The 16,190-nt window shown below is 35.7% G+C and carries 15 protein-coding genes; 14 read left to right on the top strand and 1 reads right to left on the bottom strand.

Annotated elements, in window-relative coordinates; all coding sequences use genetic code 11:
* Positions 1-36 precede the first annotated feature (36 nt).
* Positions 37-1,029, top strand: coding sequence for a LuxE/PaaK family acyltransferase (locus tag REB14_RS08800; RefSeq protein ID WP_185116998.1), 993 nt, complete (start codon positions 37-39; stop codon positions 1,027-1,029).
* Positions 1,030-1,202: 173 nt separating this feature from the next.
* Entirely contained in the window at positions 1,203-1,748 is a 546-nt protein-coding gene (locus REB14_RS08805; protein WP_309521997.1) for a hypothetical protein, read from the top strand.
* 51 nt (positions 1,749-1,799) lie between these two features.
* Here REB14_RS08805 and aqpZ read toward each other — a convergent pair whose 3' ends face one another.
* Entirely contained in the window at positions 1,800-2,516 is a 717-nt protein-coding gene (aqpZ, locus tag REB14_RS08810) for an aquaporin Z (RefSeq protein ID WP_034696881.1), read from the bottom strand.
* Between the two features lie 218 nt (positions 2,517-2,734).
* On the opposite strand from aqpZ, the gene REB14_RS08815 reads away from it, so the two are divergent.
* From REB14_RS08815 to REB14_RS08870, 12 genes are all read left to right on the top strand, one after another.
* The gene (locus REB14_RS08815; protein WP_079243017.1) at positions 2,735-3,355 is read left to right on the top strand and encodes a DUF5715 family protein; all 621 of its coding nucleotides are present in this window, start codon (positions 2,735-2,737) and stop codon (positions 3,353-3,355) included.
* Between the two features lie 62 nt (positions 3,356-3,417).
* Entirely contained in the window at positions 3,418-4,197 is a 780-nt protein-coding gene (locus tag REB14_RS08820; RefSeq protein WP_238594291.1) for a hypothetical protein, read from the top strand.
* A 16-nt stretch (positions 4,198-4,213) separates the two neighbouring features.
* The gene (locus REB14_RS08825; protein ID WP_309521998.1) at positions 4,214-4,837 is read left to right on the top strand and encodes a hypothetical protein; all 624 of its coding nucleotides are present in this window, start codon (positions 4,214-4,216) and stop codon (positions 4,835-4,837) included.
* A 200-nt stretch (positions 4,838-5,037) separates the two neighbouring features.
* On the top strand, positions 5,038-5,619 hold the full coding sequence (locus REB14_RS08830; RefSeq protein WP_238594290.1) for a sensor histidine kinase: 582 nt from the start codon (positions 5,038-5,040) through the stop codon (positions 5,617-5,619).
* On the top strand, positions 5,588-6,265 hold the full coding sequence (locus tag REB14_RS08835) for a response regulator transcription factor (RefSeq protein ID WP_079243013.1): 678 nt from the start codon (positions 5,588-5,590) through the stop codon (positions 6,263-6,265). The genes REB14_RS08830 and REB14_RS08835 overlap by 32 nt, the downstream gene beginning before the upstream one ends.
* Before the next feature lie 151 nt (positions 6,266-6,416).
* Positions 6,417-7,772, top strand: a complete 1,356-nt coding sequence (locus REB14_RS08840) for a T6SS phospholipase effector Tle1-like catalytic domain-containing protein (protein WP_079243012.1) — start codon at positions 6,417-6,419, stop codon at positions 7,770-7,772.
* Between the two features lie 252 nt (positions 7,773-8,024).
* Positions 8,025-8,762, top strand: coding sequence for a hypothetical protein (locus tag REB14_RS08845; protein ID WP_145953295.1), 738 nt, complete (start codon positions 8,025-8,027; stop codon positions 8,760-8,762).
* 142 nt (positions 8,763-8,904) lie between these two features.
* Complete coding sequence (locus REB14_RS08850; protein ID WP_079243010.1) at positions 8,905-10,833, top strand: ABC-F family ATP-binding cassette domain-containing protein; 1,929 nt, start codon at positions 8,905-8,907, stop codon at positions 10,831-10,833.
* Between the two features lie 149 nt (positions 10,834-10,982).
* On the top strand, positions 10,983-11,339 hold the full coding sequence (locus tag REB14_RS08855; RefSeq protein WP_034696841.1) for a hypothetical protein: 357 nt from the start codon (positions 10,983-10,985) through the stop codon (positions 11,337-11,339).
* A 249-nt stretch (positions 11,340-11,588) separates the two neighbouring features.
* Positions 11,589-13,982 carry a TonB-dependent receptor gene (locus REB14_RS08860; protein WP_309521999.1) on the top strand — a complete coding sequence of 798 codons (2,394 nt, stop codon included), beginning with the start codon at positions 11,589-11,591 and terminating at the stop codon, positions 13,980-13,982.
* Positions 13,983-14,000: 18 nt separating this feature from the next.
* Positions 14,001-14,588, top strand: coding sequence for a hypothetical protein (locus REB14_RS08865; RefSeq protein WP_079243008.1), 588 nt, complete (start codon positions 14,001-14,003; stop codon positions 14,586-14,588).
* A 138-nt stretch (positions 14,589-14,726) separates the two neighbouring features.
* A complete protein-coding gene (locus REB14_RS08870; RefSeq protein WP_309522000.1) occupies positions 14,727-16,061 on the top strand; it encodes a trigger factor in 1,335 nt (444 codons plus the stop codon).
* Positions 16,062-16,190: the final 129 nt, after the last annotated feature.

Here is a 16,190-nt window from a genome sequence, read left to right on the forward strand (position 1 = left end):
TTGCTTTGTAGTAAGGGATTAAGAAATTCAAAAATTATGGAATTGAAAAATATATTCAACATACAGACTGAACAGGATTTTCTGAATGCATCATTGAAAACATTTCGTTATCAATATGAAAGTGTTGAAATATACCGGAAATTTGTTGATTTTCTTAAAGTTAATCCCGATGATGTCGACAGTCTGGCGAAAATTCCGTTTCTTCCTATTGAAATGTTTAAAAATCATCAGATCCTGGATAAAAATGTGGCTACTGATCTTTTCTTTCAAAGTTCAGGAACAACCCAGATGAATCTTTCCAAACATTTCATCGCAGATCCGGAACTTTATGAAGAAAGTATTTATAAAAGTTTTGAACAATTTATCGGAAAACCGGAAGACTTTATTTTTCTTGGACTACTTCCAAGCTATCTTGAGAGGCAAAACTCATCACTGATCTATATGGTGGACTATCTGATGAAGAAGTCTGCCAAACAGGAAAACGGATATTTTCTTTATAATCATGCTGAGCTTTTTGAGTTATTAAATACACTGCAGGGCAAAAAAGTTATTCTTTTCGGAGTTTCCTTTGCCTTATTAGACTTTCTTGATTACTGTCATGCTAAACAAAGCGAAGAATCCCTGAACTTCCCTGAAAACTTAATCGTAATTGAAACCGGTGGAATGAAAGGACGAAAGGAAGAAATGACCAAGGATGAATTGTTGAAAATATTGCAGGAAGGTCTTAAGACAAACAAAATATATTCAGAATATTCCATGACAGAACTGCTTTCACAGGCTTATTCTCTTGGAAATAATGAATATGAATGTCCAAACTGGATGAGAATTATGGTTCGGAATGCAGAAGATCCTTTGGCTTACGAAAAAGAAGGACGAACAGGGGCTATTAATATTATTGACCTTGCCAATACACATTCCTGCTCATTTATTGCAACCCAGGACTTAGGGAAAAAGGTAGGTGATAAATTTCAGGTATTGGGAAGAATAGATCATTCAGATATCCGAGGATGCAGCCTGCTGGTGAGTTGATGATTTTGGACATAAGAGTACAATTGTGAATAGTCAATTCGCTTCGCTTGTCAATTTTTGTATAATCACAATAAATAAAATAGGTTGAGACTTTAGCTGAGTGAAACGCCTTTGCGAACAGTAAACAGCAAGTAAATAAAAACTTTGTGAACTTTGCGTTTACAATATTACCCATGATCAAAATAGAAGAACTTATACATGCCTACATCCATTCACACTGCGATTTTGAAAAAGAAATTGTACTGACTAACTATTTTCAGGCAGATTGGGAAGCGGATATATTAATCATAGACTCAGAAGGCGGAAGTCATGAAATTGAGATCAAGTTTTCAAAAAGTGATTTTAAAAATGATTTCAAAAAATCTTACCTGAACAAAGATACCGGAGAAAAATTTCTGAAACATGATAAAATTTCCTGCGGAGATTATGTATGCAATTCCTTTAGTTTTTTGCTCCCCATGGGAATGGTAGACGCAGCTCTTATCCCTGAACATTGTGGAATCATCGAATTCTATCATAATGCAGATACCTGGGAAACCGAATTCTATCTGATCCGTCAGCCGAAAAAACTTCATGAAGATTCTTATTGGAAACTAAATGACAAAGATCTTTTTATCAGAAAAATGGCGCTTAATGTTCTTCAGCGCAAAATGGAAATCAAAGGAAAACATGAAGAGTTGATCTTTAAAAACCCTTTTGAAATCAAAAAACTGAAATAAAAAAAATCCTGCCGCCTGACAGGATTTTATCATTGAATATTATTTTAAAAATTAATCTGCAATTTCAGCAGTATCTCTCTGAAGTAAGAACTTGTAGATCAATCCGCCTACAACTCCTCCCAAAATTGGGGCAACCCAGAACAACCAAAGTTGTGACATCGCAATTCCTCCCATAAAGACTGCCTGAGAAAGTGATCTCGCAGGGTTTACAGAAGTGTTGGTAATCGGGATAGAGATCAGGTGGATCAAAGTAAGCGCAAGACCGATGGCAAGACCGGCAAACTTACCGTTAGCCCACTTATCTGTAGCTCCCATGATTACAATCAGGAAAAATGCGGTTAATAGAAACTCAGCAAGAAATGCCGCTCCCATACTGAAAGCTTTTCCATTGTAAACGGCCTCACCGTAAAAGTTAGTGGCAAAATCTCCGGGTTTTGAGAATTCTACCGCTCCGGCACCGTTAAGGATTGTGTATAGACATCCTGCTGCTACAATCGCTCCCAAACACTGGGCTACAATGTAAGGAATAAGGTCTTTTGCAGGAAATCTTCCGCCTGCTAAAAGCCCAAAAGAAACTGCCGGATTAAAATGCCCTCCTGAGATATGCCCTACAGCGTAAGCCATGGTAAGAACAGTAAGACCGAAGGCTAAAGCAACGCCTAAAAGTCCGATGCCGATGTCTGGAACACCCGCTGCGAAAACAGCGCTTCCACACCCTCCGAAAACAAGCCAAAATGTGCCGAAAAATTCAGCGAAAAGTTTTTTTATCATGTTGTTTATTGTTTATGTATCTCAAATGTAAAATTTAAATCTTAAAGTAAAAAGTTAAAACTGAAAAAATATTTCAAAAAAGAGGGAACAAAAATTGCAAAATCTGTAATTTGGTGTAATGTTTGTTTGGGATTTATTGAGAGAGTATTATCGTCAGTCTTGAAAGATCTAACATAAATGTTTTATCTTTCATTTGTAATTTAAAAGGAAGGTGAATGAGAAAGTTTTTTTGTGTGGTCTTTGTACCTTTTATTTATAGTTTACATTATTCGCAGGCAGCCAAAAAAGCATTTCCCTGCTATGATCTTACCACTGTATTGAAGGTAGAACCTACGCCGCTTTATAAATCTCATCTTGATGCTTCCAAGGGTTTTGGAGTACAGTTATTGAAAGATTCCAAAACCGTACAAAAATATATCAGCAACGGAAAATTCCACAAAATAAAGAAATCCGGCAAAGGATATCAGGTCCAAAGGCTTGATTATAGCAGAGCTTATATGGTATCCAAGGCAAAAACCACTCTGGAAAAGATAGGGTCAAAGTTCAGTAAGGATACTAAAGGCGGCACATTTACTGTTTCATCTATTACCAGAACCCTTGAAGACCAGTGCAGACTAAGAAGAGTGAATTCAAACGCCTCTCTAGGGATTAGTTCTCACAATTATGGCAACTCTTTTGATATTTCTTACATAAGATTCAACAATGTTTTAAAATACAATCCGAAAATGGAAATAGCTCTGGAGAAAGTTTTAAAGCATTATGAGAAGGCTGGTAGAATATATTACATTAAAGAGAAGCAGCAGAGCTGTTATCATATTACTGTGAAAAATTATTAATTAAAATCCTCTTGCGTAGCATATTTAGTTTGTATATTTTTATACGACTAAAAACTATGCTTATGTCAACATTAAACATTGTAGACTATATGCTGCCTGTAGAAGAATGTAGAGCAGCGTCAAACCAGTGGAAAGCATGTCTTTCTGACTTTTCCAAAATTCAAAAGCTTATCCCTACCAACTATGTTTTTAATATTTCCAGAGAACACCTTGAATGGATGAAGGGGTTTAAGGATTATAAAGACTTCTGTGCTGCAGTAGGAATTTACAGAGACCGATTGATTCTTATCTTTTATCCTATGAACAATGATGGGGTAAAAATAGATGTAAAAGAATATCCATACAGCTTTCTTACCGAGCTTGAAAAAGATCTGAGATTGCAGGAAATTCAGGAGTATACGCTTATTAGAAACGCCGTTCTTTCTAAAGATCTTGAAAGCATGGAGAAAAATGCCAATATGGGATTGCCGGTTTCCAATACACCAATTCTTGAACAGGACAAAGCTGTAGATGCTATTGAACGTTGGAGAAATCAAGGTATGGACTGGTTTTATAAAGAGACCAGAGAAAATCAGGGAAGTGGAATTTTTAGAAAATTTTATGTTCCTACAGCAGATCTTTGCCTTTCAGATGATGGTTTAGCAGGTATTACCTGTTCTTTTGGGATCAGATACAATGATATTTACGGGAAAATGTTGGTAACGCTTATCTTTATCTCTTTCCGTGAAAACCTTAGGAATGCAGAACTGGGAGCAGAATCAATTTCCAATACTTACGACTGGGCAAAACCATGTCCTCCTATCTGCCGTATCCCGGATGTAGATGTAGGAAGTGAATTTTAAAACGATATACTGAGGAATGGCTGAACTTTATAAGGCAATTTTATTCCTGAACTATGCACTGCTCCTGTCCGTTATACTACTGGGAGCAGCAAAATACCGCATATTAAATCATAAAGAAAAGCAATATTTTCATTGTATTGCTTTTCTTTTTTTTATTGAAATGCTGAATCTGGCCCTACCTTATATCTTCAGATTGAATGATACATCATTTCTCTATCCTATCTATATAGCGGGAGAGTTTTTCCTGCTTACAGGTTTATTTATCAGAAAGCTGGACTGGCCAAGATATGTTTTGTGGATTGTAGGTACATTGGCGACAGGTTTTATGATCTCGAAATACGGATTTGATTATCCTGCTAATGCTGATATAGCGAAAGTGGTTTCCAATATTATCATTATTTGCCTTTCCGGATTTACCCTGATTCGGGAGATTAAGAATACCTCTACACAGAACCGTTTTCTTCTTGTAGATGCCAGTATTTTTTTCTATTACTCTGTCTCAGTATTTATTTTTATCATTCAGCACCAGATCGCCAATCTGTCCGAAAACGATTATTATACTATTCTCAGTGCCAATAATATTCTTTCGAGTATTTTGTACTGTTCATTTTTATATACTTTTTTCAGATTAAAGAAGTAACCTTAAATATCAATCTGCTGATCCTGATAATTGTTACCATAACAGTTATCGTATCCTTTATTCTCCTAGCTTACAGGGCTTTTATTACCAGAATTATTAAGGAGAAAAGTGTACAACATGAAGCGGAAGTTCTTCATCAGAAAAAATTAGTTCTGGAAAATATTAAGGCTCAGGAAGAAGAAAGGAAAAGAATTGCAGTGATGATTCATGATGATATCGGAAACCGCCTCAATATTCTTTCTTTATGGCTGAATAACCTCGATACTCAGGGTGATGAACTGATCAAAAAAAATATCTACGGTCAGATGTCTTCTTTGATTGATGCTGCCAGAAGTATTTCCCATTCATTATACCCTGTAAATCTGGAATCAGTGGGGCTGGTTTTATATGTAGAGGAATTAATCGCCAACCTTTCCCATAAAATTAATATTTCTATGCAGGTGATGCAGGGATATGAAAAGAAAGATCTTTTTGTGGAAGTGCAGTTGTACAGGATTATTCAGGAGTTTACTACCAATGTGATCAAGCATTCAGATGCAACAGATCTTTGGATTTATATTAAGGATTATCCCGAAAATATGGCAGTAGTAATTTCTGATAACGGGCAGGGATTTGAATATGAAGATGTTAAAAAAGGGATGGGAATTAAAAATATTGAATCCCGCATCAAATCAATGAATGCCACACACAAATGGAAAAAAACATTTTCGAATAAAGGAAGTCGTTTAATCATAAAAATTCCAAAATATCATGAGTTCCCAAATCAAACTAGCACTGATTGATGATGAACAGCTGATCCTCGAAGGGGTAAAAATGTTGCTGTCCAATGAAAAAAATATATCGGTTTGCCTTACCGCAGATAATGGCCCCGATTTTATAGAAGACCTCGGAAAACTTTCAAAAGATGAATTTCCTGATATTGCCCTCGTAGATGTTCAGATGAAACCTATGAACGGTTTTGAACTGGTAGAAATCCTGAAGGAAAAATATCCCGATCTTAAAATTATTATCCTCTCATCACACTATAAAACCTCTATTCTTGGATACATGGTTAAGCTGGGAGTATCAGCATTTCTTCCCAAAAATTCGAATAAGAAAACCTTTATTGATGCCATTACAATGGTAGATAAAAACGGAGTCTTTTTCACGGCTGAAGATCATCAGATGCTGTTTACTTATATGAACAGTTCTGCCAAGAAAAATTCACTTTTTGAAACAGAAGACGAATTATCCGAAAGAGAAAAAGATGTAGTAAAACTGATCTGCCAGGAATTGACCAACAATGAAATAGGAGAAAAACTCTTTATCAGCCCAAGAACTGTAGAAAGTCACAGACAACGCATCCTGGAGAAAATCGGAGCTAAAAATACTGTGGGAATAGTGATCTATGCCATTGTAAACAATATTTACTCCCTTGAAAAAATGTAATTTGATTCCGTAGAAATACGGATTTTTTTATTTGGTACTTTTCACTCTAGCGAACCTTATTTTTCTTCTGTTATTTTGGAATGTCTCTTTTAGGGATGTTAGTTGAAAAAAAACACAAACAAGATCTGTAATAAAAAATTAAAGTAAAAACATGAATGGTAGCAGAGTGATTTCCGTCGGGATTTTCTTTGACGGTACAGGAAATAATGGGGTAAATATTCTTTCACCGGATAAACCGCTGAACAATAATGAAAGCTATTATGGTACTTTCAGCAATATCTATAAATTATACAGTTTATTCGTTGGAGATGAAAAAATATATATTGAAGGAATTGGCACCGCAACAGGCAGTGAAGATAATAATTTTGCCATGGCAACATGTGCAAATCCACCCTATGGAAGCGGGTATTCATCTGATGATAAACTTCAGAAAGCCGGAGATTTTGTACAAAAAATAACCCATGATGAGACCAAGGAATACCATTTCTACATCTACGGATTCGGGAGAGGAGGTATGTTAGCAAGAACTTTCTGTAATCAGCTTCTGACTTTTTATGCAGTAGGAAATTGCAGAATAAAATTTTTGGGCCTTTTTGATACGGTTGAGTCCAAGCCTTTTAATACTTATAATATGAAGATTTCTGCACAGGTAGAGAATGTTTTACACTTCTGTGCAGTCAATGAGGGCAGGTTTTTCTTTCCCTTGACAGGTTTGTTTGAGAATTCGAAAACAATGCAGGATCAGAAATCAGAAAATCAGTTATCAGTTTGGAAAGAAGTATTTGTTCCTGGAGATCATGCAGACATTGGAGGCGGATATCTGGAAGGTCCACAATCTGTTTATATTTCTACAGATTTCATTAATGTTGATGATCTGCATAACTATGTTTCCGATATCAGAAATGCAAAAACCAATGCTGATGGAAATAAAATATGGGATGCTTTACTCTCGGAATATAAAGTGGAAACAGTGGATGGCCTTTCACAGGCCTATGTTTGCAGGGATAAAGTATACAATGATCTGTCAAAAGTATATGGAAAACTGATGATGGATGAGACCAATACCATATTATCAGTATTTAGTACCGAGAATGAAGCCTATTTTGGAACAGATTATAATAAACATATTTTTCTCAATCGGTTTTATATCAAAATGAAAGAGTATTTAAAAGATCTTTCTACAAGCAAAAAGCCCATATATGATTTCGGAAGATTTTCAGATTATACTCATATTTCATCAAACTTCGGATTGTATAGTGATAGTTTTCAGTACAGAACCCAGCGTGAAATTAATATTGAACTGATCAATAATGGATTAAACGTCTCAAGCCGTACCTCTGTAGATGAAACAAGCCACACAAAAAGGCTTTCCGTTGAGCTTCATCTGCCGGAAGACAGTTTTGTTGCAGATTTTCTTTATGGAACAAACGTTCCCAATAATGATATATGGGTTCGCTCTATTGTAAAAATACCGGCAACTACCATATTAAATGAATGGAAGAATTAATGAAAATACTTCTCAGTTTTAAATTTAGGTTAGGGGACATCTGAGGGTGTCTCCTTTTTTTATAAATTATTAACGATCAGTTGAGTATAATTACGGAGTGATACATTTAGTACATTATACTGTAGATTTTGAACGGTAATTCTCGTTACTTTGAATTGTTCATTCCATGAAGCTTCAAAATAAAAATATGAACAAAGGCGTATTCTGAAAAGCCTAATATCAAAAAGAGTAAGAGCACCAAAGATTAAAACAATGGAAAAGACACTCATGCAAAAATCAGGAACTACATTATACACAATTAATTTTGATTTTACATCACAAGAACAAAAAGCCATTTTACAGTATCTTCAGGAAAATGGTTACCAGCTTATGGGATATAAAGGAGCCACAGGTTTTGATCAGCTTAATACAGGAGTGCCGGCTTGGTTTGCCATCAACTTTTTGGATGTTTTTGATACAATAGAAATTGATTGTGAACCCCAATATAAAGTATATGTTTATAATAAAGGAATTATTGAGCCGAACTCAACCATTCAGATGCAGGCTTTATCAGAGGAAATTCCCTTGGGTACAGCTGTAACTTTCCATCCGGATGGTTCATTTTCGATAAACGGACCAGCTCCTGCAGGAATGATCACAGTAAGAAATGACAGATTCCTGGGTATACCTAATATAACCATTGGACTTGCAGCAAAAGTAAACGGAGAGTTTCAGCCATTCTGTGCATTTAGTTGTATGTCACAGGGACAGGTGACTATGCAGCCTAATGAAAATATAGTTTTATTCGCTGCTCAGACCAATATGAATTCAGGATCTGTTACCAACCGTACAATGGCACCGGGATGTAAACTCATATTCAATGATAAAAATGTAAAATATGATTTAGAGATGATTCCCGGAACTTATGGTATTACAAACGCACCCGGAGCAGCTCCGGTAGCTCCTGTATCAGAAGGACAGTCAATATTACAGCTTATCAATATTCATTAAATAAATCCTTTTCTGAAATCCGTTTTCGTAAAAATAAAAAGCTGTTCGTTTGGAGCAGCTTTTTTTATTTCTGGGCTATTCATTTCTTTTTCCGTATTTTTGCACCCGAAAATTCATTATTCATTACTAATTATTAATTAAGATGCTTTCGGTTCAAAGTTTAGGATTACACCATTCAGGAAATTATTTATTTCAAAATGTCAATTTCACCATTAAAAAGGATGATAAAGTAGGTCTCGTTGGTAAAAATGGAGCGGGAAAATCCACTTTATTGAAAATGCTTTCCGGAGAAATTAATTTCTACGAAGGAGAAGTAGTGACTGAAGGAAGTGTTACCATTGGTTTCCTTAAACAGGATCTTGATTTCGTAAAAGGAAGAACGGTGTGGGCAGAAACCATGCAGGCTTTCGAACAGATCAATGCCTGGAAAAATGAGCTTGAAGAGGTGAATCACCAAATGACTGTGAGAACAGACTACGAAAGTGATTCCTATACAGATCTGATTAATAAAATGACCGAACTGAATGACCTTTTGATGAACCATGATGCCTACAATCTTGAAGGTGACATGGAAAAAGTATTATTTGGTTTAGGATTTAAAGCAGATGATTTCCAAAAAATCACTGATGAATTTTCCGGAGGATGGAGAATGAGAATCGAATTGGCAAAATTACTTCTTCAGAAGAATGATATTATGCTTCTCGATGAGCCTACCAACCACCTGGATATGGAATCCATCATCTGGCTGGAGAACTTCCTGAAAGACTATCCGGGAGCCATTGTTCTTGTAAGTCACGATAAACAGTTTATGACAGCGGTGTGTAACCGTACTTTCGATATCAACAATAGAAAAGTTGATGATTATAAAGCTAATTACTCGAAATATCTTGTAATGAGAGAAGATCGCCGTGAAAAACTGATTCAGGCTAAAAAGAATCAGGATGCGGAGATCAAGCAAATGGAAGACAACATTAATAAGTTCCGTGCAAGTGCTACTAAAGCATCTTTCGCGCAGTCCCTTATTAAGAAATTAGATAAAATTGAACGTATTGAAGTTGATAACGAGGACGTTTCGAAATTCAATATCCGTTTCGTACAGTCTATGGTTCCGGGGAAAGTGATCTTCGAAGCCATCAATCTTGGAAAAGCTTACGGGCAGAAGCAGATTTTTGATGATGTAGACTTTATCGTTCAGAGAGGAGACAGAATTGCTCTTTTAGGACAGAACGGACAAGGAAAAACAACATTGGCTAAAATTTTAGCCGGAGATATTAAAGATTATTCCGGTGCCTGGAATCTTGGACATAATGTCAACATTGGATATTTCGCTCAGAATCAGGAAGAGGTGTTGACCCCTAATAAAACGGTTCTGGAAGAAGCCGAAGATGCTGCAACAGAAGAAACAAGACCAAGAGTAAGAGATTTACTGGGATCTTTCCTTTTCCAGGGAGATGCTGTTACTAAAAAGACAAAAGTACTTTCCGGAGGAGAAAGAAACCGTCTGGCACTTTGTAAACTGCTACTTCGTCCTTTCAACACGCTGATCATGGACGAACCTACCAACCACCTGGATATCCAGTCTAAAGAAATTATCAAGCTGGCTCTGCAGAATTTTGAAGGAACTTTAATCGTAATCTCGCACGACAGGGAATTCCTTCAGGGACTTTGTGATAAGATCTACGAATTCCGTGATGGGAAAATGAAAGAATTCCTTGGAGATATTAATGAATACCTTGAGTACAGACAAAAGGAAACCATCAGAGAAATTTCGGCAGAAAAGGCAAAACTTCACAGCGAAGTAAAGGTAGAACCTAAGAAAGTAGAAGAAAAACCTGCAGTAACCAGCAGTCAATCTTCAAATATTGTAAGTAAAGAACAGAAAAATATTCAGAATAAAATCAAAAAAGTAGAAGAGAAAATTTCCGAGCTTGAAACAAAAATAGAGCAAATGGAAACTTCTTTTACCAAAGAAAATCCTTCCGATGAAACCTTAGAGCAATACAATAAAGCTAAGGAAGAGCTGGAAACAGCATTGCAGGAGTGGGAATATCTTGGAACCCAACTGGATTAAACTTAAAATATAAATGCTTCATCAAATCAATAGGATGAAGCATTTTTTTTGTAACAAAAACGTATTCATTTCTACCTATTGTCAACAATCATAAAGTAATTTAATAAAAGTTTAAGGAAACAATTAAATTATTTTCATAATTTTGAACCATGATTTTTAAAGAAAGCAGAAACCTAAAGAGTTTTATCTCCAAGCTATTGTTTGGAGTATATTTCCTTGCGCTGCTTTCTCAAAGCTTTCACCATCACGATTCTGTAGATTATTTTAAGGCATTTCATCTTAAAAAAGTTGAGAATACGATGACGAAAGCCGTTACTAAAGAGAAAGCTGGCGACTGTCTGGCCTGCCACTTTTTGGTTACCGGACATACATTAGCTCCTGAAGAATTTAACTTTACTTTTGAGCATTACAGCCATGAAGTAAAACAAATCATTGCCATCCAGGAGAAAATCTGGTCACAGACCAAATTCACTTTTCAGCTTCGGGGACCGCCCGCACTTGCATAATTCACAGATTCTATAGGGTTTAAAGTTTTGTACTTTAAAGTTCAATGTTTACTACTTCAAATTCAATGTTTAAAGTTGTTGGGAAAAATACCTGATAATCTGTAATTGATATTTAATAATGTTCAATTACTATTTTCCGGCTCCTAACTTCTTACCAGGAATACATTGTACCATCAAAACTGACCCTTCCCACAAATTTTAACGAAAAATGTACCCTGTTGAAAAGGGTGCGCAATCAATCTATTTACAATGAAATTGATATATTGCCTGCTGCTGATCTTTTGCGGATCAGTATTTACAAGTGCACAAAAAACTTATACTGTAGAGGGAACCGTTCATGATTTCCATGATAAAACATTGCTGGAAAATGCAGTGATTAAAATCGGGAACTTTACAGCCAAAACAAACAAGAAAGGTAAATTTTCTTTTGACAAGATTCCTGCAGGAAAGTATACACTCATTGCTCAGCATCCTGATTGTGATGATTATACTGAAAATATAGGAGTTGATCAGGATGTTCAGCTGGTGATTACACTGGAACATCACGTTAAAGATATTGAAACTGTGACTATTCATGGTAGCCACAAGAACAATGGAAGTATGGTGGTGAAAACACTTGATAAATCAACGCTTTCAAGAAATGTCACCGAAAACTTAGGGAATTTATTAACCAATATTTCCGGTGTCAACGTTCTTAAAACAGGAAATAATATTGCTAAACCTATTATCCATGGGCTTTATGGAAGTAGAGTTTCGATTCTTAATGATGGGGTAAAACTAGCCGAGCAGGAATGGGGAGTAGAGCATGCACCCAATGTTGATGTCAATAATTTTGAACATATTGATGTCATCAAAGGAGCATCTGCTTTGAAATATGGTGCCGGAGCCGTAGGTGGAGTAGTTGTTTTGCAGCCTCAGGTTTTACCTAAGAAAGATACCATTATGGGAAATGTTTCTCTTTCCGGGATTTCCAACGGAAGAGGAGCTGATCTTAATGTAAAATTGGCAAAAACCTGGGAGAATGGTTGGGCTATAAAAACCAATGGAAGCTATAAAAAACTGGGAGATCTTGAAGCTCCGGAGTATGGCTTGATGAATACTGGTCTTGAGAGTTCAGGATTTAATTTTGGTGTACAGAAAATGACATTTGAAAAAGGATTTTCATTTGATTATTATCTGACGAAAAGCACAGTCGGGATTCTTAGAAGTTCTCACGTAGGGAACTCTGAAGATCTACGTAATGCTCTTACATCACCAGAACCAATTTATCAGAGAGATTTTAGCTATGATATTGACAATCCTAAACAGGAAATTGAGCATCATATTGCTAAAGTTTCTGCTTACAAAAGATTTGAAAATTTTGGAAAAATCACGGCTACGTATAGCTTTCAGTACAATCATAGAAAAGAATATGATATCAGACGTACAGAAGCTTTGAGCAAAAAACCGGCATTAGATCTTGAACTGATCACTAATGATCTGAATGTAAACCATCTGATAGAAAGAGGGAACTGGAATCTTGAAACAGGAATTAATGCAGGATACCAGAATAATTATTCCAATACGCAGACCGAAGCAAGACGTCTTGTTCCGAATTATGACAGATATTATGCAGGGATTTATTCCGTATTAAAATATAAAATTGCATCCGAATTGGATCTGGAACTGGGAGGCAGATATGATTATGATCATTATGATGTCACAAAATGGTATGATCTGAGCGACTGGAATAAACTTTATGCTGCAGATTATTCAGATTTTGTAGTAAGAATCAACCAAAACAGAATTCTTACCAAGCCGTCATTAACGTATAATAATATTTCAGTAAACGGTGGAATTGTTTATCACCCTTCCGAATATTTCAATCTGAAATTTAATTATGCCAGAGTTTCAAGGTCTCCGAATATTGCAGAGCTTTTTGCTGACGGACTTCACCATTCTGCAGCCATTATTGAAAGAGGAGATATGAGAATGAAAAGCGAAACCGGAAATCAGTTTAACTTGGTGGCAGATGTAAAAGCGAATGTTCTAAAAGGATTGAATATTTCAGTAAACCCCTATTTCTTTTATACTCAGAATTTTATCAACCAGATTCCTACAGGATATCAGAATACTCAGTGGGGAGGAGCTTTTGTGGTATACAACTATCAACAGATCAATGCAAAAATGTACGGATTGGATATTGATGCTCAGCTTAAGATCACAGATAATCTGACTTACAAAGGAAGCGGATCTTACGTTTATGGGCAGGATCAGACTCATGATGTACCGCTTATTCTTATGATGCCTCCGAATTTTAACAATTCATTGGAATTCAATAAAAAAGAATGGAAAAATTTCTATTTCACTGTAAGTAATAATACTTTCCTGAAACAGACAAGATTTCCAGTGTATAATGTTCCGATCAGATTATTTGATTCAGACGGAAATGCTTACAATGAAGAAGTGGATATTTCTACACCTCCAAACGGATATTCCCTTTGGAACCTTCAGACAGGGGTAAATCTGTCTAAAAATTTCGGCATTGATTTTTCAATCCGAAATGTATTCAACACGTCGTACAGAGATTATCTGAACAGACTTCGTTTCTTTTCCAACGAAATGGGAAGAAACTTTATTTTAACTCTTAAATATCAATTTTAATTACTTAAAATCAAAAAAATGAAAAATATTTTTAAAAATACAACACTTATTTTAGGACTTTTATTCTTAGCTGTTTCTTTAAGCTTAACATCGTGTAACAGAAGCGATGATGAAGCAGATGATCTTCCTCAGGAAGAACTTTCAGATGTTCTCTTAAGAGTAACAGATGCTGCCGGTGGAGCTCCGGTAGTATATGATTATCAGGTAAACAGCACTACGAATCCTAATGTGAAGCTGATCAATGGCCATACTTATAATGTAGAGGTTATTTTCAAGAACGGTGACGAAGATGCCACTCAGGAAATCAAAGATGCAAAAGATGAACATTTCTTAGTATATAATTTTCCAAACTCAGATATTACTTTAACCCGTACAGATGATGAAAAGTCAACAAGAGGAGACGGAAACCGTGTAGGGTTGAAAACAAAATGGGTAGTAAATACTGCTGTGAAAAATGCTTCTGCCCCTAGTCAGTTGGTTCTTACATTGTTCCATGAGCCGGTAACGGTTTCTGAAGCTTCTGCTGTGAGCGGAAATGGAGTGACTTACGGTACTCATACAGGAGGAGAAACGGATGCACAGGCTAACTATAATATTATTAATTAATATACCTTTAATCTTGTTTGGACCACCGGAATTCTCCGGTGGTTTTTTATTTAACAATATTTGGCTTTATAAGTTGATTTTAAATGGGTATTTTTCATAAAAAATTCCTATTTTTGCAACCTAAAATTTTAATCAATAATGAAGGTTACCGCACAAAACCATGATGATGTAAGTGCATTGCTTACAGTAACATTGGAAAAATCTGACTACAAAGAAAAAGTAGAGAAGCAGTTGATTAATTATGCTAAAAATGCGCAAGTTCCTGGATTCAGAAAAGGGAAAGTGCCTTTGAGTATGGTTAAAAAACAATATGAAGCAGGTATTGCATTTGAAGAAATCAACAGACAAGTTTCTGATGCTTTAAACAACTATGTTAATGACAACAAACTAAGATTAGTTGGTCAGCCTGTTCCTCAGCCAGTAAACGAATTCGATTACAATGCTGATCAATTAGAAGTTGCTTTCGAAGTAGGATTTGAGCCTGAATTCACTATAGATTTAGCTAAATATGAAGCTCCTCATTACAAAGTAGAAGCTTCTGATAAAGAAATCGGTAAGAGCATTGAAAACATGCAGAAGCGTTTCGCTGAGCAGGTTCCTCAAGATAAAATTACTAAAGATTCTTACATTGCTTTAGAAGTTTCTCAGGTTGTGGAAGAAGATGCTGAAGGAGAGCACCACCACCACCCAAAAAACCTTACTATTACTGCTGAAAACAAAGAAGCTTTCAAATTGGTAAAAGGTTTGAAAATGGAAGGTTCTGTAAAAGTAACGAAAGAAACTCTTGCAGGTGACGAAGAATTAGCTAAAGAATTAGGATTCAGCAAAGAAGAAGTTGAGCACCTACACCACAATGAATTAGAAGTTAAAGTAAAAGATTTCTATTCATTAGATTTAGCTGAACTTAATCAGGATCTATTCGACAAAGTATACGGAGAAGGAAACATTAAGTCTGAAGATGAGCTTAAAGATAAAGTGAAAACTGAATTAGACGAGTATTTCCAACAGAATGCTGATGTTCACTTCGTGAATAAAGTATTAGAGCAAGTAACAGAGAAAGAAGAAGTAAAACTTCCTGAATCTTTCCTTGTGAAGTGGTTATTATTCTCTAACCAGAATATCCAGTCTGAAGATCAGGCTAAAGAAATTCTTGAAGCTGAGAAAAACCAATTGAAATATCAGATCATCGAAGGTAAATTGATGACTGAAAATGAAATTAACCTTGACTATGCTGATGTATTAGCTCAGGCTGAGCAGTTGGTGAAAAACCAATTGGCTATCTACGGAATCCACCACTTAGGGGATGAAGAAATCCAAAAATATGCTGTTGAAATGTTGAAAGACCAAGAGCAGGTAAGACAAATTTCTTCTGAAGTAGCAATGGCTAAATTGAAAGATGTAATTCTTGAAAAAGCTAGCAAAAAAGAAACTAAAATTTCTCACGACGAATTTTTAGAAGAACTTAAGAAATAATTATACCCAGATATAAATATTTTAAAACCGTCAATTTTTTGACGGTTTTTTTTATTATCCATCCACACCTAAAAATTCATTATTTATCACTCATCATCACTCAATTATCATTCATTACTAATGCTCATT

Source organism: Chryseobacterium metallicongregator, from assembly GCF_031324065.1.
GTDB classification, from domain to species: Bacteria; Bacteroidota; Bacteroidia; order Flavobacteriales; family Weeksellaceae; genus Chryseobacterium; species Chryseobacterium metallicongregator.

Excerpts from the sequence above, each read along its gene's own strand:
- REB14_RS08830 (WP_238594290.1), top strand. The coding sequence starts at position 5,038 with ATGATTCATGATGATATCGGAAACCGCCTCAATATTCTTTCTTTATGG.
- REB14_RS08800 (WP_185116998.1), top strand. The coding sequence starts at position 37 with ATGGAATTGAAAAATATATTCAACATACAGACTGAACAGGATTTTCTG.
- REB14_RS08870 (WP_309522000.1), top strand. The coding sequence starts at position 14,727 with ATGAAGGTTACCGCACAAAACCATGATGATGTAAGTGCATTGCTTACA.
- REB14_RS08815 (WP_079243017.1), top strand. The coding sequence starts at position 2,735 with ATGAGAAAGTTTTTTTGTGTGGTCTTTGTACCTTTTATTTATAGTTTA.
- REB14_RS08865 (WP_079243008.1), top strand. The coding sequence starts at position 14,001 with ATGAAAAATATTTTTAAAAATACAACACTTATTTTAGGACTTTTATTC.
- REB14_RS08860 (WP_309521999.1), top strand. The coding sequence starts at position 11,589 with ATGAAATTGATATATTGCCTGCTGCTGATCTTTTGCGGATCAGTATTT.
- REB14_RS08845 (WP_145953295.1), top strand. The coding sequence starts at position 8,025 with ATGGAAAAGACACTCATGCAAAAATCAGGAACTACATTATACACAATT.
- REB14_RS08855 (WP_034696841.1), top strand. The coding sequence starts at position 10,983 with ATGATTTTTAAAGAAAGCAGAAACCTAAAGAGTTTTATCTCCAAGCTA.
- REB14_RS08825 (WP_309521998.1), top strand. The coding sequence starts at position 4,214 with ATGGCTGAACTTTATAAGGCAATTTTATTCCTGAACTATGCACTGCTC.
- REB14_RS08850 (WP_079243010.1), top strand. The coding sequence starts at position 8,905 with ATGCTTTCGGTTCAAAGTTTAGGATTACACCATTCAGGAAATTATTTA.
- REB14_RS08805 (WP_309521997.1), top strand. The coding sequence starts at position 1,203 with ATGATCAAAATAGAAGAACTTATACATGCCTACATCCATTCACACTGC.
- REB14_RS08840 (WP_079243012.1), top strand. The coding sequence starts at position 6,417 with ATGAATGGTAGCAGAGTGATTTCCGTCGGGATTTTCTTTGACGGTACA.
- REB14_RS08835 (WP_079243013.1), top strand. The coding sequence starts at position 5,588 with ATGAGTTCCCAAATCAAACTAGCACTGATTGATGATGAACAGCTGATC.
- REB14_RS08820 (WP_238594291.1), top strand. The coding sequence starts at position 3,418 with ATGTCAACATTAAACATTGTAGACTATATGCTGCCTGTAGAAGAATGT.